This is a genomic window from Streptomyces sp. I05A-00742 (assembly GCF_013055795.1).
Classification (GTDB): domain Bacteria; phylum Actinomycetota; class Actinomycetes; order Streptomycetales; family Streptomycetaceae; genus Streptomyces.
This window is the reverse complement of record NZ_JABETO010000038.1, coordinates 15,792-42,334: the sequence shown is the minus strand read 5'-3', so window position 1 is coordinate 42,334 and position 26,543 is coordinate 15,792. Positions and strand designations below refer to the sequence as shown.

General features: G+C 75.4%; 27 protein-coding genes. 7 read left to right on the top strand and 20 right to left on the bottom strand.

Features of this window, described 5'->3' with window-relative positions; genetic code table 11:
- Positions 1-47 precede the first annotated feature (47 nt).
- From HN013_RS26640 to HN013_RS26620, 5 genes are all read right to left on the bottom strand, one after another.
- Entirely contained in the window at positions 48-1,271 is a 1,224-nt protein-coding gene (locus tag HN013_RS26640) for an SGNH/GDSL hydrolase family protein (protein WP_171170574.1), read from the bottom strand.
- Positions 1,272-1,385: 114 nt separating this feature from the next.
- On the bottom strand, positions 1,386-2,054 hold the full coding sequence (locus HN013_RS26635; protein ID WP_171170572.1) for a lactate utilization protein C: 669 nt from the start codon (positions 2,052-2,054) through the stop codon (positions 1,386-1,388).
- Positions 2,051-3,523, bottom strand: a complete 1,473-nt coding sequence (locus tag HN013_RS26630; RefSeq protein WP_171170570.1) for a lactate utilization protein B — start codon at positions 3,521-3,523, stop codon at positions 2,051-2,053. Before HN013_RS26630 ends, HN013_RS26635 begins: the two co-directional genes overlap by 4 nt.
- On the bottom strand, positions 3,520-4,320 hold the full coding sequence (locus HN013_RS26625) for a (Fe-S)-binding protein (protein ID WP_212764843.1): 801 nt from the start codon (positions 4,318-4,320) through the stop codon (positions 3,520-3,522). Before HN013_RS26625 ends, HN013_RS26630 begins: the two co-directional genes overlap by 4 nt.
- A gap of 74 nt (positions 4,321-4,394) precedes the next feature.
- On the bottom strand, positions 4,395-5,495 hold the full coding sequence (locus HN013_RS26620) for an NAD(P)-binding domain-containing protein (protein ID WP_171170593.1): 1,101 nt from the start codon (positions 5,493-5,495) through the stop codon (positions 4,395-4,397).
- Between the two features lie 84 nt (positions 5,496-5,579).
- On the opposite strand from HN013_RS26620, the gene HN013_RS26615 reads away from it, so the two are divergent.
- Complete coding sequence (locus tag HN013_RS26615; RefSeq protein ID WP_171170566.1) at positions 5,580-6,002, top strand: secondary thiamine-phosphate synthase enzyme YjbQ; 423 nt, start codon at positions 5,580-5,582, stop codon at positions 6,000-6,002.
- A gap of 90 nt (positions 6,003-6,092) precedes the next feature.
- Here HN013_RS26615 and HN013_RS26610 read toward each other — a convergent pair whose 3' ends face one another.
- The 6 genes from HN013_RS26610 to rpmG form a co-directional block, all read right to left on the bottom strand.
- Complete coding sequence (locus HN013_RS26610) at positions 6,093-7,019, bottom strand: D-alanyl-D-alanine carboxypeptidase family protein (protein WP_171170564.1); 927 nt, start codon at positions 7,017-7,019, stop codon at positions 6,093-6,095.
- A gap of 167 nt (positions 7,020-7,186) precedes the next feature.
- A complete protein-coding gene (locus HN013_RS26605; RefSeq protein ID WP_171170562.1) occupies positions 7,187-7,720 on the bottom strand; it encodes an Lrp/AsnC family transcriptional regulator in 534 nt (177 codons plus the stop codon).
- A gap of 137 nt (positions 7,721-7,857) precedes the next feature.
- A complete protein-coding gene (gene rpsR / locus HN013_RS26600) occupies positions 7,858-8,094 on the bottom strand; it encodes a 30S ribosomal protein S18 (RefSeq protein WP_171170560.1) in 237 nt (78 codons plus the stop codon).
- 86 nt (positions 8,095-8,180) lie between these two features.
- Positions 8,181-9,335 (bottom strand): GTP-binding protein, encoded by a 1,155-nt coding sequence (locus HN013_RS26595; RefSeq protein ID WP_171170558.1) that lies wholly within the window; start codon positions 9,333-9,335, stop codon positions 8,181-8,183.
- Entirely contained in the window at positions 9,335-9,589 is a 255-nt protein-coding gene (locus tag HN013_RS26590) for a type B 50S ribosomal protein L31 (protein ID WP_171170556.1), read from the bottom strand. Before HN013_RS26590 ends, HN013_RS26595 begins: the two co-directional genes overlap by 1 nt.
- A 55-nt stretch (positions 9,590-9,644) precedes the next feature.
- Positions 9,645-9,809, bottom strand: coding sequence for a 50S ribosomal protein L33 (rpmG, locus tag HN013_RS26585; RefSeq protein WP_171170554.1), 165 nt, complete (start codon positions 9,807-9,809; stop codon positions 9,645-9,647).
- Positions 9,810-9,892: 83 nt separating this feature from the next.
- Between rpmG and rpmB the strand changes: the two genes are divergently transcribed.
- Positions 9,893-10,129 (top strand): 50S ribosomal protein L28, encoded by a 237-nt coding sequence (gene rpmB, locus HN013_RS26580; protein ID WP_171170553.1) that lies wholly within the window; start codon positions 9,893-9,895, stop codon positions 10,127-10,129.
- Position 10,130: 1 nt separating this feature from the next.
- Positions 10,131-10,436 (top strand): 30S ribosomal protein S14, encoded by a 306-nt coding sequence (gene rpsN, locus HN013_RS26575; RefSeq protein ID WP_171170551.1) that lies wholly within the window; start codon positions 10,131-10,133, stop codon positions 10,434-10,436.
- Between the two features lie 153 nt (positions 10,437-10,589).
- Here rpsN and HN013_RS26570 read toward each other — a convergent pair whose 3' ends face one another.
- Entirely contained in the window at positions 10,590-12,092 is a 1,503-nt protein-coding gene (locus tag HN013_RS26570; RefSeq protein WP_171170591.1) for an FUSC family protein, read from the bottom strand.
- 383 nt (positions 12,093-12,475) lie between these two features.
- Between HN013_RS26570 and HN013_RS26565 the strand changes: the two genes are divergently transcribed.
- Positions 12,476-13,528 carry a lactonase family protein gene (locus HN013_RS26565; protein WP_171170549.1) on the top strand — a complete coding sequence of 351 codons (1,053 nt, stop codon included), beginning with the start codon at positions 12,476-12,478 and terminating at the stop codon, positions 13,526-13,528.
- Between the two features lie 433 nt (positions 13,529-13,961).
- On the opposite strand, the gene HN013_RS26560 is transcribed toward HN013_RS26565, so the two are convergent.
- The 6 genes from HN013_RS26560 to HN013_RS26535 all read right to left on the bottom strand — a co-directional run bounded on the left by HN013_RS26560 (position 13,962) and on the right by HN013_RS26535 (position 19,352).
- A complete protein-coding gene (locus tag HN013_RS26560) occupies positions 13,962-14,900 on the bottom strand; it encodes a hypothetical protein (protein WP_171170547.1) in 939 nt (312 codons plus the stop codon).
- A 91-nt stretch (positions 14,901-14,991) separates the two neighbouring features.
- A complete protein-coding gene (locus HN013_RS26555; protein WP_171170545.1) occupies positions 14,992-16,032 on the bottom strand; it encodes an N-acetylglucosamine kinase in 1,041 nt (346 codons plus the stop codon).
- Positions 16,033-16,087: 55 nt separating this feature from the next.
- Positions 16,088-16,765 (bottom strand): uracil-DNA glycosylase, encoded by a 678-nt coding sequence (locus tag HN013_RS26550; RefSeq protein ID WP_171170543.1) that lies wholly within the window; start codon positions 16,763-16,765, stop codon positions 16,088-16,090.
- A gap of 187 nt (positions 16,766-16,952) precedes the next feature.
- Positions 16,953-17,126 (bottom strand): hypothetical protein, encoded by a 174-nt coding sequence (locus tag HN013_RS26545; RefSeq protein ID WP_171170541.1) that lies wholly within the window; start codon positions 17,124-17,126, stop codon positions 16,953-16,955.
- A gap of 182 nt (positions 17,127-17,308) precedes the next feature.
- Complete coding sequence (locus HN013_RS26540; protein WP_171170538.1) at positions 17,309-18,661, bottom strand: FAD-dependent oxidoreductase; 1,353 nt, start codon at positions 18,659-18,661, stop codon at positions 17,309-17,311.
- Positions 18,662-18,734: 73 nt separating this feature from the next.
- Positions 18,735-19,352, bottom strand: coding sequence for a TetR/AcrR family transcriptional regulator (locus HN013_RS26535; protein ID WP_171170536.1), 618 nt, complete (start codon positions 19,350-19,352; stop codon positions 18,735-18,737).
- 327 nt (positions 19,353-19,679) lie between these two features.
- Here HN013_RS26535 and HN013_RS26530 point away from each other — a divergent pair, with 327 nt between their 5' ends.
- On the top strand, positions 19,680-20,057 hold the full coding sequence (locus HN013_RS26530; protein WP_171170534.1) for a DUF6083 domain-containing protein: 378 nt from the start codon (positions 19,680-19,682) through the stop codon (positions 20,055-20,057).
- A gap of 20 nt (positions 20,058-20,077) precedes the next feature.
- On the opposite strand, the gene HN013_RS26525 is transcribed toward HN013_RS26530, so the two are convergent.
- Complete coding sequence (locus HN013_RS26525; RefSeq protein WP_312018721.1) at positions 20,078-24,694, bottom strand: cation-translocating P-type ATPase; 4,617 nt, start codon at positions 24,692-24,694, stop codon at positions 20,078-20,080.
- Between the two features lie 163 nt (positions 24,695-24,857).
- Between HN013_RS26525 and HN013_RS26520 the strand changes: the two genes are divergently transcribed.
- Both HN013_RS26520 and HN013_RS26515 read left to right on the top strand, forming a co-directional pair.
- Positions 24,858-25,265 carry a hypothetical protein gene (locus HN013_RS26520; protein WP_171170530.1) on the top strand — a complete coding sequence of 136 codons (408 nt, stop codon included), beginning with the start codon at positions 24,858-24,860 and terminating at the stop codon, positions 25,263-25,265.
- Between the two features lie 103 nt (positions 25,266-25,368).
- Entirely contained in the window at positions 25,369-25,527 is a 159-nt protein-coding gene (locus tag HN013_RS26515) for a hypothetical protein (protein WP_171170529.1), read from the top strand.
- A gap of 14 nt (positions 25,528-25,541) precedes the next feature.
- On the opposite strand, the gene HN013_RS26510 is transcribed toward HN013_RS26515, so the two are convergent.
- Positions 25,542-26,264, bottom strand: coding sequence for a TVP38/TMEM64 family protein (locus tag HN013_RS26510; protein WP_171170527.1), 723 nt, complete (start codon positions 26,262-26,264; stop codon positions 25,542-25,544).
- Between the last annotated feature and the right edge of the window lie 279 nt (positions 26,265-26,543).

Genomic DNA, 26,543 nt, shown 5'->3' with positions numbered 1-26,543 from the left:
GCAGCGGGCCGCGGGGCCGTTCGTTCGCACGGCCCCGCCCGCCGGCCTCAGAGCAGCGCGTCCAGGTCCACGGTCTCCACCATCACCCGGAACCCCGCGTCGTTCGGGTGCTTGCGGTCGCCCGAGTCCCAGCGGGGGTCAAGCACATCGGTGTCGTCGGGCGAGGCCAGTACGGCGGCGAAGTCGGCCACGGCGTCGTACTCGCCCGAGGTGCGGATCCAGTCGTTGACCGCCCGGCGCTTCGCCTCGGCCCGCGGTGTGTGGTACTCGGAGCCCTTGAACGGAAGGATCGTTCCACCGATCACCAGGACGCCCCGCTCATGGGCGCGCCGGATCAGGTCACGGTAGCCCGCGATCAACTCCTCGGCGCTGACGTCGGCATCGGGCTTGTAGGTGGGCAGGTCGATCTCGCTGAAGCCGATGTCGTTGAGGCCGACGTGCACGATCACCGCACGCACCCCGGGCTTGTCCAGGACGTCCCGCTCGAAGCGCGTTGTCGCCGCTTCGCCGAACCAGGGGGAGTCGTGGAGCAGCAGGTTGCCGCCGATCCCCTCGTTGAGCACGGCCCACCGCCGGCCCGCCCCGGCCAGCCTGTCGGCCAGGACGTCCGGGTACCGGCGGTTCGCGCCCACCGAGGACCCGAAGCCGTCGGTGATCGAGTCACCGAAGGTCACGACCGTGCCCTCGGCCGCCCCGTCCCCGGCGAACTCGATGTCGGAGAGGAGGTACCAGGAGTGCGTCACCTCGTCGAAACCATCACCGCCGGTGTCGTTCGTCCGGTCGCCCGCGGCGCGGTAGCTCTCCGCCCACGCCTGTGAGTGGAAGGTCGTGGGCCCGGTCGGGCCGTCGAAGTACAGCGTCAGCGCCAGGGAGTCGAACGCGGCGGCCCGCAGCTCCACCGCGTCGCTCACCGCCTCCCCGCCCGCCGGTATCCGCACCGACGTCCCGCCGGCGAAGGTGAGCACCCGCCGCGACTCCGGGTGGACGGCCGCCCCGCCCGCGCTCCGCGCCAGGACGGCCGCGTCGACGGTCAGCGGCCGGGTGCCGTAGCGGTTGGACAGCCGGACGCGGGCCGACGTACCGCCGCCCGAGACCCGGACGACCTGCCGCACGGACTGCCGCTCGAACCCGGTCCCCGCCCAGTTCTCCCCGAAGCCGCTGCTCGGCCGCTGCACGGAGGCCGACCACCCGGCCGACCAGGTGGTCCCCACCTCCCCGCCGAAGCCGGAGGGGGACACCGTCTCCTCGTGCTGTGCTTCCCGTACCGTCATGGCCGGACTCCTCGTTCGCGTGATCTTCGCTGACGAGGAAGAGCCTGCCGGACCGGCGGAGGGCCACCCAGCCCCCGCCGCTTCGTACGCAGCCCGTGCGTACCACCGGCGGGGTCACCCTGGCGCGGCGCCGCCCCCGGCGACCAGGACGACGTCGAGCGCGCGCGGCCCGTGCACGCCCTCCACCCGGTCCAGCTCGATGTCACTGGTCGCCGAGGGGCCCGAGATCCAGGTCAACGGCCGCCGCGGGTCGAGGCGTTCGAGGGCCTGCGGAACGGAGTCCACGATCTGGTCCGCCGTCCGCACCACACAGATGTGGTGGTCCGGAACGAGCGTGACGCACCGCCGCCCCTGGTCCGGCCCCGCGTCCAGGACGATCGTGCCGGTCTCCGCGACGGCCAGCGCGCACCCGGTGACCACGCTGTCCACGGCGTCCAGCTCACGGGCCGTCAGGGCAGGCCGGTCGACGACCACCTCCGCGTCCGCCCCCGCCGTCCAGGTGCCCGGCAGCCCGGCCGGTACGACCACCCGACGGGCGCCCCGCCGGTCCAGCAGCTCACGGAGCAGGGCAGGCAGCCCGTCGGCGCCCGTGCGGTGCACGGAGGCGCGGTAGTCCGTCAGACGCGCGGCGAGCAGGGCGGCCGACTCGGCGGGCGTGCGCTGCCCGTGCACCCGCAGATAGTCGCGGGCGACGGGATGGTCGCGCGGCCGCTCGTACGCCGGTACGTCCGTGAGGGCGCGCCGCACCCGTCCCAGGATCCTCGCCCGGCTCGTCCCGCTCACGCTGTGCCTCCTCGCGTCCGCGCCCACCAGTCGCGGAAGGACTCCTCCGGGACCTCCGGCAGTGCCCGTTCGTCCGTCCACGCCCGGCCCGGGCCCGGCAGCCGCCGGGGCCGGAACCGGCCCGCCCGGGCCGCGATCCGCTGACCGCGCCGCAGCACCTCCGGCCGGTCCAGGGCCCAGGCCGCGGCCGCCGCCACCCGCCGTTCCAGGGCGTGCCGGCGGGCCGGCCGCACCACCGCCCGGGTGCCCCGGAGGGTCGCCTGGCCGCCCTCCGCCACCCGCTCCCGCAGGTGCACCAGCACCTCCGGGATGTCGATGGCCACGGGACAGACCTCGTAGCAGGCGCCGCACAGCGACGAGGCGAACGGCAGCGACTCCTCCAGCGAGGAGGCGAGCCCCCGCAGTTGCGGGGTGAGGATCGCGCCGATGGGACCGGAGTACGGCGATCCGTAGGCGTGCCCGCCGGCCCGCTCGTACACCGGGCAGACGTTGAGACAGGCCGAGCACCGGATGCAGCGCAGCGCCTGGCGGCCGACCGGGTCGGCCAGGGTGTCGGTCCGGCCGTTGTCGAGCAGCACCAGGTGGAAGGCGCCCGGCCCGTCGCCGTCCGTCGTGCCCGTCCACATCGACGTGTAGGGGTTCATCCGCTCGGCGGTGGACGAACGGGGCAGCAGCTGCAGGTAGATCTCCAGGTCGCGCCAGGTGGGCACCACCTTCTCGATGCCCACGACGGAGATCAGCGTCTCGGGGAGGGTCAGGCACATCCGCCCGTTCCCCTCGGACTCGACGACCACCATCGTCCCGGTCTCCGCCACCATGAAGTTGGCGCCGCTCACGGCCACGCGGGCGCGCAGGAACTTCTCCCGCAGGTGCAGCCGGGCCGCCTCGGCGAGGTCGGCCGGACGGTCGGTCAGCCCCTCGGGCGCGGGCCGTCCCCAGTCGGCCATCCGCTCGCGGAAGATCTCCCGGATCTCGCCGCGGCTCCGGTGGATCGCCGGCACCAGGAGGTGCGAGGGCAGATCGTCCCCCAACTGGACGATCAGTTCGGCGAGATCGGTCTCGTACGCCCGGATGCCGGCCGCCGCGAGGGCCTCGTTGAGACCGGTCTCCTGCGTGACCATGGACTTGACCTTGACGATCTCCCGCTCGCCGGTGGCCCGTACGAGCTCCGTGACGACGCGGTTCGCCTCCGCCGCGTCGGCCGCCCAGTGGACCGTCCCGCCCGCCTCGGTGACGCGCTCCTCCAGCCGGACGAGGTAGTGGTCCAGGTGACGGAGCGTGCGGTCCTTGACGGCCGCGGCGGCGGCGCGCAGCTGCCGCCAGTCGTCGAGTTCGGCGACGGCCGCCGCGCGTTTGGCCCTGATGGTGCCGGTGGCGTGCCGGAGGGTGGCGCGCAGCCGGGCGTTCCGGGTGGAGACGGCGGCGGCGCGGGGGAAGGAGGGCATGCCCAGCGGCACCGGACCGGTCATCGGGCGGCTCCTTCCCGCTCCGTCGCGGCCAGGATCTCCGCGAGGTGCACCGTCCGTACCGTCGCTCCCCGCCGGGTGAGGACGCCGCCGATGTGCATCAGACACGAGTTGTCGGCCGCGCAGAGGGTCCGTGCTCCCGTGGCGACGACGGCCCGGGCCTTGTCGGCGCCCATCGCGGTGGAGACGGCGGCGTTCTTGACGGCGAAGGTCCCGCCGAAGCCGCAGCACTCCTCGGCCCCCGCCAACTCCCGCAGCTCCAGGCCCTTGACGTGCTCCAGCAGCATCCGCGGGCGCTCGCCCAGGCCGAGCGCCCGCAGCCCGTGGCAGGAGGGGTGGTAGGTGACGGTGTGGGGGTAGTAGGCGCCGACGTCCGTCACGCCCAGGACGTCGACCAGGAACTCGCTGAGCTCGTAGGTGCGGGGCACGACCTCGGCCACCGCCTCGGCCAGCCCGTCGTCCCGGCCCTCCGCCGCCGCCCGGGCCGCGATCCGCGGGTACTGCTCGCGGACCATGGCCGCGCAGGAGGCGGACGGCGTGACGATGTGGTCGTAGCCCCGGAAGGCGTCGATGTGACGCCGCACCAGGGGCTCGGTCCTGCGTCGGTAGCCCGTGTTGAAGAAGGGCTGGCCGCAACAGCTCTGCGCCATCGGGAAGTCCACCCGTACCCCGAGCCGCTCCAGCAGCGTGACCACGGCCCGTCCGGTGCCGGGATACAGGACGTCGTTGAGGCAGGTCACGTGGAGGCCCACTGACGGGCCGCTTCCCGGCCCGCGGACGTCACGAGGTCGTCGCACCATGGCACGCATGGTACGGATCCGGCGCCGGTGACGTCAGGGGCGCGGGGGGCTCGTGCGGGCGCGACCTCGGGGTCTCACACGGCCGAGGAGACCAGCGGCGCGTGAGCCTCCTCCGCCCCGGCCGGCAACTCCCGTACGTCCCGTACCGCACTCCGCCCGGCCCGGTTGGCCCCGATGGTGCTCGCCGACGGCCCGTAGCCGACCAGATGGATCCGCGGGTCGCGGACCGCCCGCGTCCCTTCGAGGCGGATGCCGCCGCCCGGTTCCCGCAGACGCAGCGGCGCCAGGTGGTCGAGCGCTGCCCGGAAACCGGTGGCCCACAGGATGACGTCCGCCTCCACGGCCGTGCCGTCCGCCCAGGCGACACCGGTGGGCGTGACGCGGTCGAACGCCGGCAGCCGGTCCAGTACGCCCGCGGCACGCGCCCGTTCCACGGCGGCCGTCATCGGCAGCCCGGTCACCGAGACCACGCTCCGCGGCGGCAGCCCCTGCCGGACGCGCTCCTCCACGAGCGCCACCGCGTCCCGGCCACGCGTCTCGTCGAACGGGCCGTCCCGGAAGAGCGGCGGCCGGCGCGTGACCCACGTCGTCGAGGCCGCCACCTCGGCGATCTCGATCAGGTGCTGCACGGCGGACGTCCCGCCGCCGACCACCACCACCCGCAGCCCAGCGAACGCCTCCGGGCCCGGGTACTGAGCGGTGTGCAGCTGACGGCCGCGGAAGAGCTCCTGACCGGGGTAGCGCGGCCAGAACGGCCGGTCCCAGGTGCCGGTCGCGTTGATCAGTGCCCGGGCCGACCACACCCCTCCGGACGACTCGACCCGCAGCCGCCCGTCGTCCCCCTCGCGCACGGCACGCACGTCGACGGGCCGGTGGACGCGCAGGTCGAACGCCGTCTCGTAGGCCGCGAAGTAGTCACCGATCACCTCGGACGACGGCCGTGCGTCGTCCGCGCCGGTCAGGCTCATTCCTGGCAGCGCGTGCATCCCGTGCACCTTGCCGTAGGTGAGCGTCGGCCACCGGTACTGCCAGGCGCCCCCGGGCCGCGGCGCGTGGTCCAGCACGACGAAGTCCCGGTCCGGCTCGTAGCCGGCGCGCCGCAGGTGGTAGGCGCTGGACAGGCCTGCCTGCCCGGCGCCCACGACGACGACGTCCGTGGTCCGCACCACCGCCATTTGGTTCATGCTTCTACCAACAGGGGTGTGGGTGGATCTCTTCCCTCCGCCCGCCCCGGCCCGGCCGCGGGTGAAGATGGAGGCATGACCGACAGCTTCCAGACCAAGGTGCTCGCCGTCACGACCGGCCGTACGGAGACCGTCCACGACCTGACCCGCGACTGCGAGGAGTTCCTGCGGGAGGCCTCTTCGGGCCGCGACGGGCTGCTCAACGTGTTTGTTCCGCACGCGACCGCCGGCGTGGCGATCCTGGAGACCGGCTCCGGCAGCGACGAGGACCTGCTCGCCGCCCTGCGCGACCTGCTCCCGGCGGACGACCGCTGGCGCCACCGCCACGGCAGCCCCGGCCACGGCCGGGACCATGTGCTCCCTGCCCTCGTGCCCCCGCATGCGACGCTGCCGGTCGTCGGCGGGCGGCTGGAGCTGGGTACCTGGCAGTCCGTCTGCCTGGTCGATACAAATGTGGACAACGCGGACCGAAAGGTCCGGCTCTCGTTCCTCGGCTGACGTCGGCACCCTGCCGGTCCGGCGCGCGAACGACGGGCCACCGGGGCCGGTGGGACCGCCGTGCGCGCGCCGGCCGGGCGAGGTGGTCCCTCAGTCCTGCGGGGCGAAGCTGGGAAGCTGACGCAGCTTCACCTTCGTGGTCGTGTTGAACGACCAGTCGAGCATCTTCACGGCGTCCGGGTACCGCTTGGTCGCGTCATTGAGGATGACGCCCACGACCGTGCGCTTGCCGCGCTGGGCCGCGAAGACCAGGCAGGGCCCGGCGGCGGTGCCGGTGCCGGTCTTGATGCCGATGGCGCCCTTGTAGGACCCCAGCAGCTTGTTGGTGTTGTACCAGGTGTACGTGCGGTTGACGTTCGTCGCCTTCTGGCGGGTGCTGGCCGCCTTGACGACCGTGGTGAACGTGCCGTTCCCCATCGCGTGCCGGGCGAGCTTGGCGATGTCGCGCGGCGTCGAGTGATTCGTCCCCGACTGCGATATGCCGTCGAAGGAGTCGTACTTGGTGTTCTTCATGCCGAGCGCGGCGGCCTTCTTGTTCATCTGGGCGACGAACGACTTCGTGCGCGCGGCCTCGGTCTTGCCCGAGCCGAAGCTGTCGGCGAGCGCGTAGGCCGCGTCGCACCCGGAGGGCAGCATCAGGCCGTAGAGGAGCTGCCGGACCGTCAGCTTGTCGCCCACGCGCAGATCGGCGGTGCTCGCGCCGTTGCGCGCGACGTAGTCGCGGTACGACTTCTTGATGGTGATCTGCTTGTTCAGGTTGACGCCGCGCGTGTCCAGGACCACAGCCGCCGTCATGATCTTGGTGGTGCTGGCCATCTGCCGCTTGGTGTCCGCGTCCTTGGCCCACAGCTGGCGGTTGGCACCGCTGTCGAGCAGGAAGGCGCCCTTGGCCGCGATGCCCGCCGGGCCGGTCGCCGCCTCGGCCGTGGCCGCCGGAACGGCGACCGCGAGAGCGGCGGTCGACGCGGTCAGCGCGGCTCCCCACCGGCGGGCCCGTCTTCCCCCAGATTGCTGCATATTACGTCTCATTCCTCACGTGTTGTCCCGGTTCCCTTACGGCCGGGCAGAACCATCAGATCCTCCCACCCTTCCGCGGCACGGGAGAAACCCGGGGCGAGAGCGTCGTGAGGGCCGGGGATCCGGCGACGGGCCAGCGCGTCTGAGGGCCGGTCAGCCGCCGGGGGTCACCCCTTGTCGTCGGCCGCGGGGACGGGACCGCGCCGGCGGGAGCGTACTTCGTCCTTCCTGCGGGCCTCCTGCTCCACGGCCCGCAGCAGCCCGGTCATCCGGTACGGAACCCGCTCCCGCAACGCCATCTCCGTGCGCGTGCGCACCACTCCGGGGAGCTGCACCAGCCGCTGGATGACGTCCTCCAGGTGAGCGGCGTCGCGGGCGACGATCCGCGCCATCAGATCGCCGCCGCCGGTGATCGAGAACGCCTCTATGATCTCGGGCACCTCCGCCAGCGCGTCCGCGACGGGGTCGAGATGGCCCTGGGTGACCTCGATGTGCACGAAGGCCAGTACGGGATGGCCGAGCGCGGCGGGGGAGAGCCGGGGTCCGGTACCGGTGATGACGCCGTCGCGCTCCAGCCGGTCGAGCCGGGCCTGGAGGGTGCCGCGCGCGATGCCCAGCAGCCGCGCGTACTCGCGCGCGCTCGTCCGCGGCTGCTCCAGCAGCAGGCGCAGGATCTTCGTGTCCAGAGCGTCCACAGCCATCGGCCGACGGCTCCCTCGTACTCGGGTGCTGGGCCCGGTCACTGTACCAATGGCCCAGTCCGTGACGGATTCCGCGAGCCTCCTCAGGAGGGGGGGCCGCCCGCCGGCCCGGTGAGGGCGGACCGGCGGGCGGTGGGCTACCGGGAGGCGTACGGCAGCAGGGCCATCTCCCGGGCGGTCTTGACGGCCGCGGCCAACTGCCGCTGCTGCTGGGCCGTGACGCGGGTGATGCGCCGGCCGCGGATCTTGCCGCGGTCGGAGAGGAACTTCCGCAGCAGATCGGTGTCCTTGTAGTCGATGACGGTGATTCCCGCGGCGTCCAGGGGGTTGGGGCGGGGCTTCAGCGGCTTGCGGGGGTCGTGGCGGCGGGCCATGGGGTGTCCTCGGCGGGTCGGCGGCATCGGCGGTCCCGATGCCGTGGTTCATCGGTGAGGGAGGTACGGGGTCGGTCGGAGGCGGTTCAGGAGACGGGGTCCAGCAACGGCGCGAAGACGGCGGGGAGCCGCTTCCACGCCTCGGGTCCCGCGGCGTATTCGGCGTCGGTGAGCAGGCACGACGTCAGGAGCGCGGTCAGGCCCTCGCGGTCGAGTCCGGGCGAGGTGAAGACGAGGTGCTGGCCGCGGTCGCCGTGCTCCGGGTCCCAGTCGAGCGCCGCGGCCGCCCTGCGCACGGCGGGGACCATCTCCCAGGCCGCGTCCGGGAGCGACGCGAGCCAGGGGCCCGCGTTCTCCACGCAGAGGGCGCCGCCCGCGGCGTCCCAGGCGAGCAGGGTGTCGGGACGGTCCGCGAGCCAGAACCGGCCGCGGCTGCGGGCGGCCGCGCACGCCAGGTCCTCCAGCGCCGCGTGGAGCCGTTCCGGGTGGAAGGGTCGGCGGCAGTGCCAGACCAGGGTGGCGACTCCGGCCTCGTCCGCCTCCTGGGGCAGCAGCGCGCAGGAGGGGTGCTGCGCGGCGGCGGCCGCCTCGACGTCGAAACCGGCGAAGGCCAGCCGGGCAAGCCCGTCGGATTCCGCGCCCACCCGGCGGGCGGTGGGGTGGAGCTGGGTGAGGAGGGCCCGGTCCTCGTCGTCCGCCGCCTCGTTGTCGACGAGCGCGAGCACCGGCGCGTACTCCACCTGCCGCGCCCAGGTGTCCGCGACCGTGCGCCGGTCGGTGGCCGCCGCGGCGAGACCCGCCTCGGCGAGGTCGTCGCCGTTGGCGAGGCAGGGCAGGACGAGCGCGGGGTCGACGGCTGTGATCACGTTGGTGAGGGCGAGAGCGTCCCCGCCGTGGGCCGCGACGACCTCGGCCATCGCCTTGGGCTCGACGGAGTCCCACAGCTCGACGACGGCCAGCCGGGTCGCCCCGCCGTCGGCCAGCCGCGCCAGCTCGGGGACGAGGTCCTCCCGCAGCGCGCAGCAGGCGCAGTCGTTGACGAGCTCGGTCTCACCGGACGACACCTCGCCCAGGGCGTCGCGCAGGATCCGGCGGACGTGTCCGGTGGCCGCCGTGGAGAGGTCGTGGTGCAGGGCGACGCTGCCCGGCACCGTCCGCAGCAGGTGGTCGACGGCCGTCCGGCGGGCGTCGGAGTGCAGTCCTCCGACGATGACGACGGGCAGGCGGGACGTGTCGCGCATCAGCCGGCCTCGCGGGTGCCGTAGCGCCGCTCGAACCGCTCGACGCGTCCGGCGGTGTCGAGGACACGGGCGGTGCCCGTGTAGAAGGGGTGGCTCGCGGACGAGATCTCGACGTCGACGACGGGATAGGTGTTGCCGTCCTCCCAGGTGACGGTCCGCTCACTGGTGAGCGTGGACCGGGTGAGGAAGGCGTAGCCGGCCGCCTTGTCGCGGAAGACGACAGGTCCGTAGGCCGGGTGGATTCCGGGCTTCATGAGGGGTCCTTCTCGCTGGGGTTCGGGGTGGGGGCGGGGGAGCGGTGACCGGTGGTCAGCGTTCCTCGCGGAAGTCGACGTGCCGCCCGACGACCGGGTCGTACTTGCGCAGGGTCATCCGGTCGGGGTCGTTCCGCCGGTTCTTGCGGGTGACGTACGTGTAGCCGGTGCCGGCGGTCGAACGGAGGCGGACGACCGGGCGGAGTTCGTTGCGTGCCATGGCGCTACTATACGGCAATGGAAATCATTTCCATCTAGCCGGGTGCGTCCCGGCTGGTCCTCGCAGAGAGAGGCAGGTTCCCCGTGTCCGCCCATTGCCAACTGACCGGCGCCCGGCCGGGCTTCGGCAACACCATCTCCCACTCGCACCGGCGCACCTCCCGCCGGTTCGACCCCAACATCCAGCGCAAGCGCTACTGGCTGCCGGGCGAGGGCCGGTACGTCCGGCTGACGCTCAGCGCGAGGGCGATCAAGACCGTCGACGCGATCGGCGTGGAAGCGGCCGTGGCCCGGATCCGGGCACGGGGAGGGAAGGTCTGAGATGGCGAGGAAGAGCAAGATCGCGCGCAACGAGCAGCGCAGGGCGACCGTCGAGCGGTACGCGGCCCGGCGGTCCGAACTGAAGGAGATCCTGCGCAGGCCGTCCTCCATGGAGGACGAACGGACGGCCGCGCTGCGGGAGTTGCGACGCCAGCCGCGCGACGCCAGTGCCACCAGGGTGCGCAACCGCGACGCCGTGGACGGGCGGCCGCGCGGGCACCTGCGGAAGTTCGGCCTCTCCCGGATCCGCGTCCGCGAGCAGGCGCACGCGGGGTTCCTGCCGGGGGTGCGCAAGTCGTCCTGGTGAGGGGGGCTTACGGCGGGCCGGGGTGATGCCTCGTGCCCGGCGGGGCCGCCGGGTCCGCGCCGGGAGGAACCGGGCGCCCTGCGGTGCGACCAGCACCTCCCGGTCGCTGCCTGGCCCGCGGGCTTCCGGACGGAAGGCGCCGCGAGGCGCCGGTCAGGCCCCCGGCAGGGGGGAGCGCGTGCTGCTCAGCACGGGGCCGGCGAGCCCGGCGACCGCCCGCTCCAGGTCGTGCAGGTGGGCGAGGGCCCGTTCGGCGCCCGGATGGTGCTGCGGGGCCGCGAGGCCGAGGCCGGCTGCCGAGGCCGGGGCTTCGGCAGCCGGCAGGAGGGCGTGCAGTGCGGCCTCGACGCGCTGGCAGGCGGCGGTCAGCCGGGCATCGTGCGAGGCGTCGGGATCGGCGGCCACCTCGGCCAGGCCCCGGGCCTGCCGGACGCAGTCGTCCAGGTGCGCCATGACCTGGCGGGCACGCTCCTTGCGCGCCCGCAGCGGGCTGAGCGGGTGCAGCAGCGGGGCGAGCGACACGCGGACGCGGCCGAGGAGCAGTTCGAGCTCGGCGACGTGCGGGGCGGGGTCGGCGGACTCCTCCCCGGCCAGCCGCCGCGCCGATTCGGCGGTGCAGTGGCGCACGGCCAGCAGCGCCCGCCGGATCCAGGCGTCGGTGGCGGCGTGGGTCGTGACCGGCAGCACCAGGGCGACCGCGAGGGCCGCGCCCGCCGCGCCCACCAGCGTCTGCTCGAAACGCAGGAGCAGCAGGCCCGGGTGGAGGACGCCGAGCAGCCCGTAGAGCAGGGCCGCCATGACGGTCACGAAGAACATCATCCAGCTGTAGGAGGGGGCGGCCGTGTAGAAGATGCCGAAGACGCAGACGGCGACGAGGGCGGCGGTCGGCGCGGGGGCTCCGTGCAGCGGCACGGCGACGACCAGGCCGACGGCGATGCCCGCCACGGTCCCCACGACGCGGCGGAAGCCGCGCACCAGGGTCTCTCCGCGCGAGGCGGTGTTCACGAAGATCCACCAGGCGGTGCCGACGGCCCAGTACCAGCGCTCGTCGGAGACCAGGTGGCCGACGCCCAGGGCCAGGGCGCACGCGAAGGTGTTCTGGAGTGCCTGCCGCGTCGTGGGGCGCGCGAGGCCGCGTGCCGCCATGGGGGCCGGGACGGCGGCCGGCGGAAGCCGCCGCTCCAGACACCAGAACCCGAAGCGGACCAGGGCCGACGCCCCGAGGGCCAGCGCCATGGCCGCGTAGAGCTCCGCCAGCTGACCCGGTACGGCGTGCAGGAACTGCGCCATGAAGAAGGTCATGAACCCGAAGATCCCCAGGGCCTGCCCCCGGGGACCCCAGCGCCGCGCGTACACCCCGGCGAGGACCACGCCCAGGAACGCCGCGTCCCGCACCAGGGGGAGGTCGTGGAGCACCGTCGCGAGGGCGAGCACCGGGAGCCCCACGACGGGCAGGGCCGCCGTCGTGACCGCCTGGTCGCGCACCCGGGCGTCACCGACCGTGAAGAGGGCCAGCAGCGCGGTGAGACCGCCGGCGATGGCCGCGCCCAGTGAGCCGGTGGCGAGGTGCGAGACGGCCACCGCCAGTCCGACGCCGAGGACGGCCCGGGCGGAGATCCGCAGCCGGACACGGCCCGGATCCGGAGCCGCGAACATCTTCTTCAGCTTCAGCACCCTCTTCCCTCTTCCGGCCACCGGCGACGCTCGCACACGGGGGGCGTGCGCACATAAAAAGAGGCGCCGCGGGACCCCGCAGCGCCATTGACGGGATCATCAAAACATCTCAAGGCCGCTGGCTCAAGAGATGGCGGAAAAGTTGAGCCATTGGCTCAATGCGGCGCGGTGGTGATCTGCTCCGGGCAGGGCCAACGGAACAGCGGCTCCGGCGGGAGCGGCCCAGAGGCGCCCGCTCCGCCGCACGACGCGCCGCACCCCGCCGTTCCCGCAGGTCCGGGGGGTGCGGTCGAGGCGGCACGGGGTGTTGTCAGTGGTGGCCTGTAGCGTCTGGCCATATCGACGCAATGGGGGAGGCGGACGCCATGACGGACAGCGGACGGCGCGAACGGCGGGCCTACATCGGCTCGTTCACCAGAGCCGGCGGCCCGGGGATCACCGTGGCACACGTCGACGACGTCACGGGCGGGCTGACCCCCGTCCACTCCACCGACGTCGTGGCCGACTCGTCCTTCCTCGCCCTCTCGGCCGACGGAAGCGTCCTGTACACGGTCAGCGAGACGGAAGGGGGCGCGGCGGCGGCCTTCTCCCTCGCCGACCCCGACCGGCCGGAGCCGCTCGGTCCTCCCGTCCCCGTGCACGGGGACACCCCGACCCACCTCGCGCTCGCCGGTGCGTGGCTGTTCACGGCCAACTACCGCTCGGGCAGCGTCAGCGCCCTCCCCGTGGAGAAGGACGGCGGTATCGGCGCTCCGCCGGTGGTGCTGCGGCACCGGGGCGGCGGTCCGGTGGCCGAACGGCAGGCGGGCCCGCACGCGCACGCCGTGGTGCCCGACCCCTCGGGCCGGTGGCTGCTCGCCGCCGACCTCGGCACCGACTCCGTCCGGGTCTCCGCCCTCGACCCGGGGACGGGCGAGCCGGTTCCCCACCGCGAGACACGCCTCCGGCCCGGGAGCGGTCCGCGGATGCTCGTCTTCCATCCGCGCGGGCACCGGGTGTACGTCCTCAACGAGCTCGACCCGACCGTCACCGTCTGCCGGTGGGACGCGGAGTCCGGCACGCTGGAGCCGCTGGAGACGACCCCGGTCGTGACCGCGGGGACGGTGGAGCCCACCTACCCCTCCACGCCCGTGATCTCCGCCGACGGCAGATTCCTGTGGACGGCCAACCGGGGGGACGACACCCTCGCCACCCTCGCCCTCGACCCCTCCGGCGACGGGCCGCGGCTGCGCGCCACCGTCGGCTGCGGCGGGCACTGGCCGCGGCACCTCGCCGCGCACCCGGACGGGCGGCTGCTGTACGCGGCGAACGAGCGCTCAGGTGACGTCACCTGGTTCACGGTCGACCCCGACACCGGCATACCGCGGCACGCGGGCTCGATCGCCGCGCCGGCCGCCTCCTGCGTGCTCTTCGCCTGAGCCTTGAGCCTTGAGCCCTGAGCCCGGCGGGGGTCGGTCAGGCTCCGGGTGCCGGGGTCGCCGAGGCGCCCTCGCGAGCTCCCGGACCCGGACCGCGGACATCGCGGTGGCGTCGCCGCGCGCCGGGGCCCGGCGGGCGTCGTCCTTCCGCGACCGGTTGGCAGCCGAGTTCGGTGCCGCTCCTCCCGGCGCGGCACCGGGGGAGGCCGCGCTGGGCCCTGCCAAGCCGGCCGCAATGGCATCCACGCGTCCACGACGGCCGCGACCTGGCCGTCGGCGGGCCAGGCGGCCGAGACGGAGACCAGGAGGCGGTGGTGGCCGCGCAGTTCCGCGGGCGACGAAGCGGGCCGCCCGCGACACCATGCGGAGAGATCGGGCCGTGAAACGCGGGAAGGGCCTCCTCGGAGGCCCCTCCCGGCGATCACACCGTGGTTCAGCGCAGTGACGCGCCCAGCGGCGCGGCCTGGAGCGTGATGCCCAGCAGCTCCGTGTACTTGGCGAGGGCGAGCTTGCCGATCGCCGGGTAGGCGCCCAGCGGCTCGGCCGCCGCGCAGCCCGCCTCCTTGGCGGCCATCGAGGGCAGCGCCTCGTCGGCCTCCGGGCCGATCAGGCAGGGCGCGAGCGCCAGGTTCCGGGAGCCCGAGGCGCGGAGCTCGTCGGCGGCGCGGGCGACGGCACCCTCCTCGTCGAGCCCGGCGGCCAGCACGGGCACGGCCAGGCGCGCGGACAGCAGCATGCCGGTGATGCCCGCCGCCTGCACCGCCTCCGGGCCGCCGACCGTGGCGAGGACGATCCCGTCGGCGGCGGTTGCGACGGTGAACAGCCGGGCGCGGTCGGCGCGGGCCAGGCCCGCCTCCGAGAGGCGCACGTGCAGGGCCTCGGCGAGCAGCGGGTGCGGACCGAGGGTGTCCGTCAGCTCGAAGGCCGACCCGGCGCTCACGACCGACTGGCGTATACGGCGCAGCACGGCCGTGTCGGGGCCCGCCAGCAGCGGCACCACCACGGCGGCCGGGCCGCGGGCCCAGGCCGCGGCGTCCTCGTCGGACGCCTGCTGGGCTTCGCTCGTGCGAGCGCTGTGCTGGGCGGCGGCGTAGCCGAGCACGGAGTCCAGCGCCGGGTACCCTCCGGCGTCGCCCTCGGCGTCCACATAGCCGATGCGCGCGTCGAGGCCCGGCAGCTCCGAGCAGGCGATGCTGAGGGTCTCCTCGGCCAGACGGCGCGCGGACGGCCCGGGTGCGCCGGGCACCGCGAGCACAAGCGGGGGCGCGGCCGCCGGCGCGGTCACGGGCTCCGGCCTCCGGTGCCGTCCGGACTGACGGGGTCGGGGCATTCGTACTGGCAGGCCGGACGTGGGCCCTGTGGGGGAGCTCATGGCGCCGCATGTTATCCGGTCGGGAACGGGCCCGTTCGGGTGGGGGGCGTTTGAGCCACCTCTGTCCTGATTTATTCGGTGGTTCATCCGATCACCGGAGAGTGTGACCGGGTGGCGCGGTGGACGGCGTGCCGGTCGTGACGCGCAGCAGCGCGCCGTCGACGGGCAGCAGCAGACGGTCCGTCACCAGTGCCGCGGCGATGCGTGACGCACCGTCCAGGGGGGTGCCCGCGGCGGCCACCGGACGCGCGTGGGGAAGTTGCTTCCGCAACTCCTGACGGAGTGGCAGCAGCAGGGGATCCCCGATTCCCGCCAGTCCTCCGGTGAGCGCCACCGCGGGAGTCCGCGCGCTGGGCCCGCCCTGCTCCGGGGGACGGCAGACCGCGGCGGCGGCCCCGGCGATATGGCGTGCGGCCGAGCGCAGGATGCCCGCCGCGACGGGGCAGGCCGCCGCGCAGCGTCCGACCTCGGGGGCGAAGGACGCCAGTACGGCCGCCCGGTCGGGCCGGGGGTAGAGCGCCCCCGGCAGGTCCGGCGCGGGACCGAACACGGCCTCCAGCCGGGCCAGCAGGGCCGCCGAACCGCCGGCCCGTCCGTCGTACGCCCGCAGCGCCGCCTCCAGCCCCGCCCGGCCGATCCAGGCACCGCCCCCGGAGTCGCCCAGGAGGTGCCCCCAGCCGTCCGAGCGCCGCCAGCCGCCGCCCGGTACGAGGTCGGTGCCGAGGGCGACCAGCCCGGTCCCGGCGGCGATCACCGCGCCCGGACGCTGGCCGAGGGCCCCCGCGTACGCCGTCACGGCGTCGGAGGCCAGCGCGAGCCGGGGAGCGCCCACTTCGGCGCTCAGCGCGCCCGGCAGCACGGCCCGGAGGTCGTCGCCGAGCGTCACCATGCCGGCGGCGCCCACACAGACGGCCGCGCAGCCGTCCGCGCCCGCCTGCCGCAGCAGTTCCCGGGCGGCCGGCAGGACCCTGTCGAGCAGGGCGCGCGCGTCGATCCCCCGGTCGCCGACCGGCACCGGTTCGGGGGAGGACCAGGTCAGCGTGGGGCCGTCGCCGTGCGCCGGGGCGAGGGCCACACGGAGACCGGAGCCCCCCGAGTCGACCGCCAGCACTTGAGCGGACGTCAGCCCCATGGCGCCGCCGGGACGTTCGTACGGTCCGTCATGGCGGGCACCCTACCCCCGCGGGTCAGGGGATCCGCCAGTCCACCGGAGCCGAACCCAGCCCGGCCAGCAGGTCGTTGGCCCTGCTGAACGGCCGCGACCCGAAGAAGCCGCGGTCCGCGGACATCGGCGACGGATGCGCCGACTCCACGCACGGCACGCCCCCCAGCAGCGGGCGCAGATTGCGCGCGTCGCGGCCCCAGAGGATCGCCACCATGGGCCGGCCGCGGGCCACCAGAGCGCGGATCGCCTGCTCCGTGACCTCCTCCCAGCCCTTGCCCCGGTGGGCGGCGGGCTTCCGGGGAGCGGTCGTCAGGGCCCTGTTGAGCAGCAGGACGCCCTGGCGCGTCCACGGCGTCAGGTCGCCGTTGGACGGCCTCGGCAGCCCCAGGTCGTTGTGCAGCTCGCGGTATATGTTCTCCAGGCTGCCCGGCAGCGGTCGCACCTCCGGCGCGACGGAGAAGCTCAGGCCGACGGCGTGGCCCGGTGTCGGATACGGGTCCTGGCCGACGATGAGGACCCGGACGTCGTCGAACGGCTGCTGGAAGGCGCGCAGTACGTGGGCGCCGGACGGCAGATAGGTCCGGCCGGCCGCGATCTCGGCGCGCAGGAAGTCGCCCATCGCGGCGATCCGGCCGGCCACCGGTTCCAGTGCCTTGGCCCAGCCGGGTTCGACGATCTCGTGCAAGGGACGTGCAGCCACGGCTGCGACCCCTCCCTGTCCATGGAGTTGCGGAGCGGTGACGCGGGCCGGCGGCGGCCGGTGTGCGGGGCACGGTCCGGCGCGCGGCGGGATCCGCGTAGGGGAGAGATCGTACGCGAGCGGGGGAGGCCGCCCGTACCCCGGGCGGCGTACGGTGCCCGGGGGCGTGGGGCGTGGTATGCGTCCGTCACAGGACGCAGATGAGGTCGAGGACGTCGAGGAGGCAGGCGGCCCGGCCGTCGGCGGGCCGGGCGTGGGTGCCCAGGCTCGTGAGCCCGGGCACTCCGGAGGCCGGCACCGGAGTGGCGAGCAGGGCGACGGTCGCGGCGGCCCCGATCGCGGCGGCGAGGATACGGCGCATGAACGGCCCTCCCGGACAGGGCGGTTGGGTCACGCCGAGGGTTCCCCCGCCGGATGCCGCCATGCGCTCTTTCACCCGCACAGGGGGTGGGGTGAACGCATTCCCGAAACCGCGGGTGTTCAGCTCCGGTGCCCGTGCCAACAGGGCGCGCTGCCGGGGGAGATGAGGTCTCGTCCCGTACCTCAGCTCTGTCCGCGGGCCGCCACGAGCAGACCCTCCCAGTCCGGGATCTTCACCGTGCCCCGGCCCAGGTTCCGGCCGAGGGCGTGCTCCGCCGCCTCGATGCCCAGCCAGCCCGGCCACTCCACCGGTTCCAGCCCCGCCGCCCGCAGTGCCGTGAGCGGGTCGCCGGCGGGCGGACCGGCGGCCAGCAGGGCGGGGGCGTCGGCGAGCAGGGAGGTCACGGTCTCCTTGGCGCAGGGGCGGTTGGTGCCGATCACACCGGTCGGGCCGCGCTTGATCCAGCCCGCCACGTACTCGCCGGGCGACGGGGAGCCGTCCCGCAGCACGCGTCCCGCCTCGTGCGGCACGGTCCCGGTCTCCTCGTCGAACGGCAGACCGGCGATCGGCACGCCGCGGTAGCCCACCGAACGCAGCACCAACTGCGCCTCGACGTCCTCGAATTCACCCGTTCCCGCCACCCTGCCGGTGGCGTCGAGTACGGTCCGTTCGAAGCGCACCGCCCGTACCGCGTCGTCCCCCAGCACGGCGACGGGCCGCAGGAAGAAACGCAGGTGGATCCGGCGCCCGTGGTCCGGGGCCGGTCGCCGCGACCACTCCCGCAGCACCTCCACGTTGCGGCGGCCGGCCGCCGACAGCCCGGAGGGGTCGTCCCACGCCGGGTCCAGCGCCGCCTCCTCGGCCCGTACGACCGCCTGCACGCCGTTCAGCGCGCCGAGCTCGCGGAGCTCCTTCGTGGTGAACTTCGCGTGCGCCGGGCCGCGCCGGCCCACCATGTGGATGTCCGTCACCCGGCTCGCGGCCAGCGCCGTCAGCGCGGCGTGCGGCACGTCGGTCGCCCGGAACTCGTCGGCGCCCCGGGCCAGCACGCGGGCCACGTCGACGGCCACGTTGCCGACGCCGATGACCACGGCGGAGCGGGCGGGCAGGGCGAAGCCGTCCGGCGGGGCGTCCGGGTGGGCGCTGTACCAGGAGACGAAGTCGGTGGCCGACCAGCTGCCCGGCAGATCCTCGCCGGGGATGCCCAGCCGCCGGGCGGACGCCGCCCCCACGCAGTAGACCACCGCGTGGTACAGCTCCCGCAGCCGGCGCGGGGAGACCTCGCCGGGGCCGTCCCCGGCCCGGACGTTGCCGTAGAAGGTGATGGCCGGGTGTTCCAGGGCCGTACGGAGGGTGCCCTGGAGGGACTTGATCTTCTCGTGGTCCGGGGCGACCCCGTAGCGCACCAGCCCGTACGGGCAGGGCAGCCGGTCCAGTACGTCGACCGTCACCCCGGGCACGGTCTCCTGCTCGACCAGGGACTGGGCGGCGAAGACTCCGCTCGGCCCCGATCCCACGACTGCGACACGAAGCACGGAGGTCTCTCCTTCCGGAGGGCTGCGTCCAGCATCGCACCGCCGTCCCGGCGCGGCAGCTTCCCCGCGCCGTTCAGACCCCCGGCGGCGGTGGCTCGGGGCCGGGCGGCAGACCGAGCCCCCAGTCCAGCCCGTAGCGCTGGAACAGCTCGGACCGCAGCCGTTCCGGCGGCATCGGCGCGCCGGGCAGCAGGACCGCCACCACCGCGCCCATGAGCAGGGCCCGCAGCAGCCGGTAGTCGGTCTCCGGGTCGCCCGACCCGTACCGCTCGACGGTGTCCCGGAGCAGGAACGCCACGCGCTGCTGTTCGGGGCACTGGATGAGCCCCTCGGCCTGGAGGATGCCCGCCATGTGGGTGCGCATCAGGCGGGGGCGGTCCCGGGCGAGCCCGAGGATCGCGTCGATCGCCCGTGCCATGCGTTCACGCCCGTCCCGGCTCACCGGTTCGCGCTCCAGGACCGCCGCGAGCTCCATATGCATCAGCCGGTGCACGGCCGACTGGAGCAACTGCCGTTTGCCGGGGAAGTAGTACGAGACGAGACCGCGCGCCGCGCCGGCCCGTCCGGCGATGTCCGCGAGGGTCGTCGCCTCGTAACCGTATTCATCCACCAGTTCGATGGTCGCCTGGAGAAGCCGCTCGCGGGACCGGCGGCGCAACTCCTCATTGACCGACGCACTGCGGGGCGACATGCTGTAACTCCTGCGTTGACTGGCTCCGAGCCAATACACTCAGGAGGGTACCGGTCGGCCCGTCCGCCGAGCAGGTGGGGGCCCGGTACATCCGCTGATTCGGGCGACGCGGGGGATCGCCCGAATCAGCGGCCCCGCACGCTCCGCGGCACAGGAGCTCCCACCGCCGTCCTGCGCAAGACCGCGGGACCGGCCGCTTCTCCTGACGGCCGGAGGGTCGGCCGATGCCCCCCAAGCCCCTCCCTGTCCCCGCCTCACCGGCCGTCGCCGGAACGAACGGCCGGGGCGGTCCTGGCGGCCGGACCGGTCCCGCGGCACGCTCCGGACATGGGGGGACACGAGGTACCGCGCACCGCCGGCGTACCGGACGGCGACGACGAAGGCATCAGCGCCCGGCGGCCGGACACACCGGCCTGCCCGGACTGCGGTCGGCCGCAGGAGCTCCGGCCGACCGCGGCCGGGCACTGGGTGCTCCTCGAACCGGAACCGCTGCCCGTCGCCGAAGTGCCGGACGGCAGGCAGTGGTTCCTGGGCGAGGACGGACGGGCCGTCGGGCGCCGGCGCGGCGCGCCGCCGCCGTCCGAGCAGTGCCGCATCGCCCACCTGCCCGTCTGCGGCCGCCAGGAGTTCTCCGCGCACCGGGCACCCCTCTGCAACGCGGTTTGGCTGGGGAACCGCGCGCGGGAGGGGCTGCCGTACGAATGACCGCCCGGGGGCTCCCGGCGTCACGTCCGTGCGCCGCCCCGGCGGCCGGCCGGCACAAGGGCCGCGACAGGGCCGCCGGCCGGCACCTCGCGCCCGCCGTCGAGCAGCCGCGGCGCCGCGGCGGCGGCCAGCGTGGCGACGGCCGAGGAGGCGAGGACGATGCTCCAGGCCACCGGACCGAGCGGGGTACAGCCGAAGAAGTGGCTGACGCCGGGGGTCTGCACCACGGCGAGGAGCGCCAGGGCCGAGAGCCCCGCGGTGGTCAGGACGAGCGGACTCCGCCAGTCCGTGGTGAGGGTCTGACCGAGCTGGGTGAGGACCAGGGCCGCCAGACCCATCGTTCCCGCCCGGCCCCGACGGCCCGTCACCCGGCCGAACTGCCAGGCCGCCGCGGCGCCGAGCGCGGTGGCGGTGCCGCGCACTGCCAGCGCGCGGGCCAGGTCGCGGCCCAGCAGCGCGGGCACGGGACCCGCGGCGAGGTCGTCCTCCTCGGCCGTGCGGGCGAGGGCGATGGCCAGCGCGGGCAGCATGTCGGTGAGCAGGTTGACCAGGAGGAACTGGCGCGTGCCCAGCGGCGCGCGCCCGGAGAGCGCCGTGCCGAGCAGCGTGAACGCGACCTCGCCCGCGTTGCCGCCGACCAGGACGGCGACCGCGTCCCGGACGCTGCGCCACAGCGCCCGGCCCTCCAGCAGGGCGTCCACGATCAGGCGCGGGTCGGGGTCGGCGAGGACGAGGTCCGCCGCGGCCCGCGCGGACGTGGAACCGTGGGCGGACAGCCCGATGCCCACGTCCGCGAGCCGGATGGCGGCGGCGTCGTTGATGCCGTCCCCCGTCATGGCCACCACATGGCCGGTGGCCCGCAGGGCGTGGACGATGCCGGCCTTCTGCTCGGGGGAGACCCGGGCGAACACCGTGGCGCGCGCGACGCGGGCGAGGCGCTCCGGCTCGGGGAGGGTGTCGAGTTCCGGGCCGGTCACCACCCTGTCGGCGGGCACGCCCAGTTCGCGGGCGACGGCGGCCGCCGTCACCGGATGGTCACCGGTGATCATCACAACGCGGGTGCCCGCCTCGGTGAGCCGCCGGACGGCGTCCGCGGCACCCGGGCGCGGGGTGTCGGCGAGCCCGAGGAACCCGACCAGCGTCAGATCGCGGACGAGCTCCGGAAGGCCGGACTCCGCGTCGGCCCCGGCGGGAGGCCGCGCCTCGGCGACGGCCAGCACGCGCAGCCCGTCGTCCGCGAGCCGCCGCACCAGCTCCTGGGCGGCGCGGAGTTGACCCGGCCCGAACGGCTCGGGGGAGCCGTCGTCGGACGCCACCGCGGCGCAGCGGGCGAGCACCGTCTCGGGCGCGCCCTTGACCGTGAGCAGGGGCGGGCCGCCGTCGGTGCCGAGGGAGGCGGAGTAGCCCCGGCCGGTCTCGAAGGGCAGTTCGGCGGTCAGCCGCCAGTCGCGGTCGGGGCCGCAGTGCGCGGCGGCCGCGTCCAGGACGGCCCGGTCGGTGGCGTGCGGCGGGGGCCGGCCGGGCGAGGGCGGGGGACAGGCGCGGGCCGCGGTCCGCAGGATCCGCCGCCCCGACGGGTCGTCCAGGGACGGTTCACGGCCGAGGGCGGCCGGCCGGGTGACGGCGAGACGGCCCCGGGTCAGGGTGCCCGTCTTGTCGAAGCAGACGGTGTCGACGCGGCCGAGGGCCTCCAGCGCCCGGGCGGACCGGGTCAGGATGCCGCGCTGCGAGAGCCGCCGCGCGGCCGCCGACTGGGCGACGGTGGCGACGAGCGGCAGCCCTTCCGGGACGGCGGCCACCGCGACGGCCACCCCGGAGGCGACCGCCTGCCGCAGGGGGAGCCCGCGCACCAGCCCGAGGAGGGTCACCGCGCCGCCCCCGACGGCGACCGCGGGCAGCGCGGTCCTGGTCAGGGCCGCGAGGTGCGCCTCGATGCCGGGTGCCGCGACGGCGTCGCCGACCAGGTCCGCGGCCCGTCCGGCCTCCGTCTGGGCCCCGGTGGCCACGACGACCGCGTACCCGGTCCCCGCCAGCACGGTGCAGCCCTGGTAGACCATGCAGGACCGTTCGGCGAGGTCGGCGCCCGGCGTCGCCCGCGCGTCCTTGGCGACGGGCGCGGACTCGCCGGTCAGCGGGGACTCGTCGAGTTCGAGCCGGTCGGCGGCCACGATCCGGGCGTCCGCCGGGACGACGTCGGTCGGGCCCAGCGCGATGACGTCCCCGGTCCGCAGCTCCTCCGCGGCGACCGTGCGGACGGGCGCGGCTCCCAGGGAGGCGAGGAGCCCGTCCGGGGCCGGACCGGGCGGGTGCCACGTCAGGCGCCGGGCGGTGGGCCGTTCTGCGAGGAGCAGCCCGCGCAGGGCCTGCTCGGCGCGCAGCCGCTGCACCCCGCTGATCAGGGCGTTGCCGGTCATCACGCCGCCCACCAGGGCGGAGTCGACCGTGGAGCCGACGGCGACGGAGGCGGCCGCGCCGAGGGTGAGCACCGGGGTGAGCGGATCGCGGAGCTCTTCGCGGACCGCGCCCAGCAGCCGTCCCGAGGCACGGGCCGGCGGCCCCAGGACGGGCAGCCGGGCCACGGCGGCGGCCGGCGAGCGGCGCCGGGCGGGTGCCGCCCGGGCCGTCCCGGGACCGGCGGAGGCGCGCAGGAGGGACAGGGTCTCCTCCGCGCCGAGCGCGTGCCAGGTCCCCCGGACGCGGCCGGGCGGCAGCGGGCGGGCGGCCACCCGACGGGCGGCCTGGAGGCCGTCGGCCATGGCGAGGAGGGCGGCGCCGTGCACCGGCGAGGTGACGAGACCGGCCTGGCCGTGCCGGGCCCCGCCCGTCGCGATCAACGCCCCCAGCAGGGACCCGCCCACGGACAGCCGGGCGGACCTGCCGCTGACCTCGCGCGCCGGTTCCAGGGCGGCCAGCAGCCGCCAGACCAGGGCGAGTCCGGGACCGCAGATCAGGTGGGCGGACCAGCACACCCCGCCCGTCGCACCGGGGCCCGGCGGTACGTGGACGCCGACGTCGGCGGCGGCCAGCGCCCCGTCCGCGCCGCCGCTGACGAGCAGCACCACCTCCCCGTCGCGCTGGAGCCGCCGGACCTCCTCGGCCAGGGGCACGTCGGCGGGCACCGTCCGGTGGGCGCGCGGCAACAGCTCGCCGGCGCTGGCGTGTTCGGTGAGGAGCACCCGGCGGGTGGGGCCGCGGGCGACGGCGAGGAGGGCGTCGGCCAGCGGGTCCAGCGCGCAGCCGACCAGGAGCCGGCCCGCGCGTTCCCCGTCCGGGGCCCACAGGTCCAGGGGCAGGCCCCCGGCGGCGTCCGGGCGTCCCGGCGGCGCGTCGCGGGCGCGCTCCAGCCGCCATCCGCCGGACGACCACGGGCCCGGGCCGCGGAGCTCGCCGAGGGTGAGCCGGGCCAGGACGCGGTGGGCCGCGCTCCAGACGGCCGCCTCGTCCCGGCCGCCGGTGGCGGCGGCCGACAGCAGCCGGGGACGCGGGGTGCACAGCACCGGCGCGTCGATCAGCACGGCCGTGACCCGGTCGAGCCGGCGGAGGGCGGCCGCGTCCATCGGCACCGCGCCCGCCCGGGCCAGGTCCCGGGCCAGCCGGGCGACGAACGCCTCCCGGCCGGCCTCGGCGGCCCTGGGCGCGGTGGCCACGACGGTGCGGGCGGCCCGTTCGTGGTCGCGGGTCCAGGCGAGCAGTCCGCCGGCGCCCAGCAGGGCCGTCAGCGAGGTGCGCCGGCCGCAGGACTCGACGGGGCCCTCGGGGAGGGGGACGGGCCGGGCGGGGCGCTCGGGGGCCTGCCGGGGAAGGCCGTCGCGCTCGACGAGCTCGGCCTCGCGCAGGGCCCACACGCCCTGCCGGGCGTGGATCTCAGCGAGCTGCCAGAGCCGGCGCACCAGGTCCAGCGTCAGCGGCGCGGTGCCCCGGGTCAGCGCGTGCACCGTCGCGTTGGAGGCCGCGAGCAGGGCCTCGGCGTGCTCCCGGCCCAGCCGGTCCTCCAGGAGGCGGCGCAGCCGGGGCTGTGTCTCGGCCAGCACCGCGGGCAGCCGGAGGGACGGCGGCAGGGCGGGCAGCGGGCTCAGCCGGCGGGCCGTCGAGCACACCAGCCCCACGCAGTCGGCCGCGAGCGCCACCTTCGCCAGGGTGGCGGGCACCTCGTCGAACGGCGGGCGCGGGCCGCCGGCACCGAACGTCCCGGCGCCGAGGTGTTCCTCCTCGATCCGCTCCACCAGCTCCAGCAGATCGCCGACGGGGACGCGGTCCTCGTCCGCGTCGACGACCAGATGCCCGAGCACCGCGTTGACCTCGGCCCAGCGCACCCCCTCCAGCCGGCGCAGCGCGGTGCACAGGGCCGTCGCGAGCCGGTCGTGCCGCTCGTCACCGCCGGCCAGGCCCCGTACCTCCAGGTGGGTTCGTCCGGCGCTCGTCCACACCCGGCGCCGGGCGCGGTCCCGGCCCGCGTCGGCGAGCACGGCGGCCGCCTCGGACAGCCCGGACGACAGCCCGGTCAGGGCCTCGTCCGCCGTCCGGCGTCCCCAGCGGAGCGCACCGGCCGCCCCGTCGGCCGCGGCGCCCAGCGCCCGGACCGGTCCCAGGAGGGCCGAGCCGACGAGGACCGGCACCACCGCGCTCCACGACCGCACCAGGACCTCCTCCGCGCCGCACGCGTTCCGTGGTGCGGAGCGCCGGGTGGCGGGGCCACGTGAGAGGCGAATGCACCAAAAATGAACATAATGAGAAAAGTGCATGAATGCCTGCATGTGCGGCAGGGCATTTGAGGGACATCCGTGCATTGGAGGGACATCCGTGAGCCACCACACCAAGCACGCCCACAAGCACTCCTCCCGGCAGCACCAGGGGCACCCCGCGGACCACCGGGACACCGGCCGCTCCGAGAGCGCGGAGCACCACCACGAGGAGGACGTCCACCGGCCCACCGCGTCGGTCGTCCACCGGGACGGGCAGCGGACCGTCACCGTCACCATCCCCGTCGACTCCGTCGCCGGCACCGCCCTCAAGGCCGTCAAGCTGCCGGTCACTGCGGCCCAGCGGATCCTCCCCGCCAAGGGCGGGCTGCCGCTCTACCTCGGCGTCGGCGCCCTCGGCGTGGCGGGCGTCCTGGAGTGGCCGGTGGCGGCGGGCATCGGGATCGGGTACGCCGTCCTCCGCAAGGGCGGCGACCTCAGACCGCCGCCGGGCAGGGCGAGGGCGTGAGCGGCCGGGGGTTCCCGCCGCCGGACGCCGTACGGCATGGCCGTCCCGCCCGCGGGTACCCGGAGGGCGCCGCGCGGGCGGCCGCCGCGGAAGGGGAAGCAGCATGAGCGACACGACACCGTCCCAGGCCGAGGGGGAGCGCGACGACGAGCCCCCCGAGCGGGTGCACCCGCAGACACCGCGGACCACGCCCTCGCAGGCGGAGGGCGAACGGGACGAGAACGACGAGAACAAGAAGGACCCGGAGCCGAAGGGCCGCTGAGCGGACCCGACCGCTCAGGGGTGCTGCCGGCGCCCCGCCGGGAGCGCCCGCCCCCTGCGGCGCCAGACCACCAGCACGGCCGCGAGGCCGGTGACCGCGATGAACGCCACCGCCGCGACGAAGGCGGGGGAACCGGGCGACGCCGCGTGGCTGCCCGCGATCACGTAGGCCGTGGTGCTCGGCGCGCTGCCCAGGGCGGTGGCCAGCAGGAACGGCGTCCAGCCCACCCGTGACACCGCCGCGCAGTAATTGGCCGCGGCGAAGGGCACCCCGGGGAAGAGCCGCACCGCCAGCATGGAGCGGAAGCCGTGCCGGCTCAGTTGCCGGTCCGCGCTCCGCAGCCACCGGGCGCGGAGCAGCGGACGCAGGGCCCGCTGTCCGAGCAGCCGGGCGAGGCCGAACGAGGCCGCCGAGCCCAGGACCGTGCCCAGAAGGGCGGCCAGGGCACCGGTCTGGGTGCCGAAGAGCGTGCCGGCCGCGACGCTCAGCACCGGGCGGGGCACGAACGCCGCGGTGCACAGCCCGTACGCCGCCGAGAACAGGACGAAGGCGAGGCCGTGGGGCACCCCGGCCGGCAGGCCCTCCGAGAGCAGCCGTTCGGGATGGCAGGACAGGACGGTCGCCACGGCACCGGCGACGATCACCACCAGCAGGGCCAGCCGGGACCAGGGGGAGAGCAGAGCACGCGCGAGGCGCCGCTCGGCGGGGCCGGGGGAGGGCGCGGCGGAATCGTGCACCGAAGGAGCGTAACCGACACGGAGGCACCCGCGGTGTGATCGACGGATGAAGTGAGGGGCGCGTCGGGGGCGTTCCCCGGGCCCCGACCCGGGGTGGGGCCGGGGCGGCGGCGAAAACCATTCGACGCCTCCCGCGGCGTGAGCGAGCATCAGAAGCATGCTCCGGTACGTCCCTTGCGCGAGGAGGCCCGCCCCCGCGGGCCCGCCGAGGGCTGCCCGCATCGCCAGTGCTCCCATGCCCTCCGGCACGCCCGTCCCGACGCGACGCTGACCCTTCCC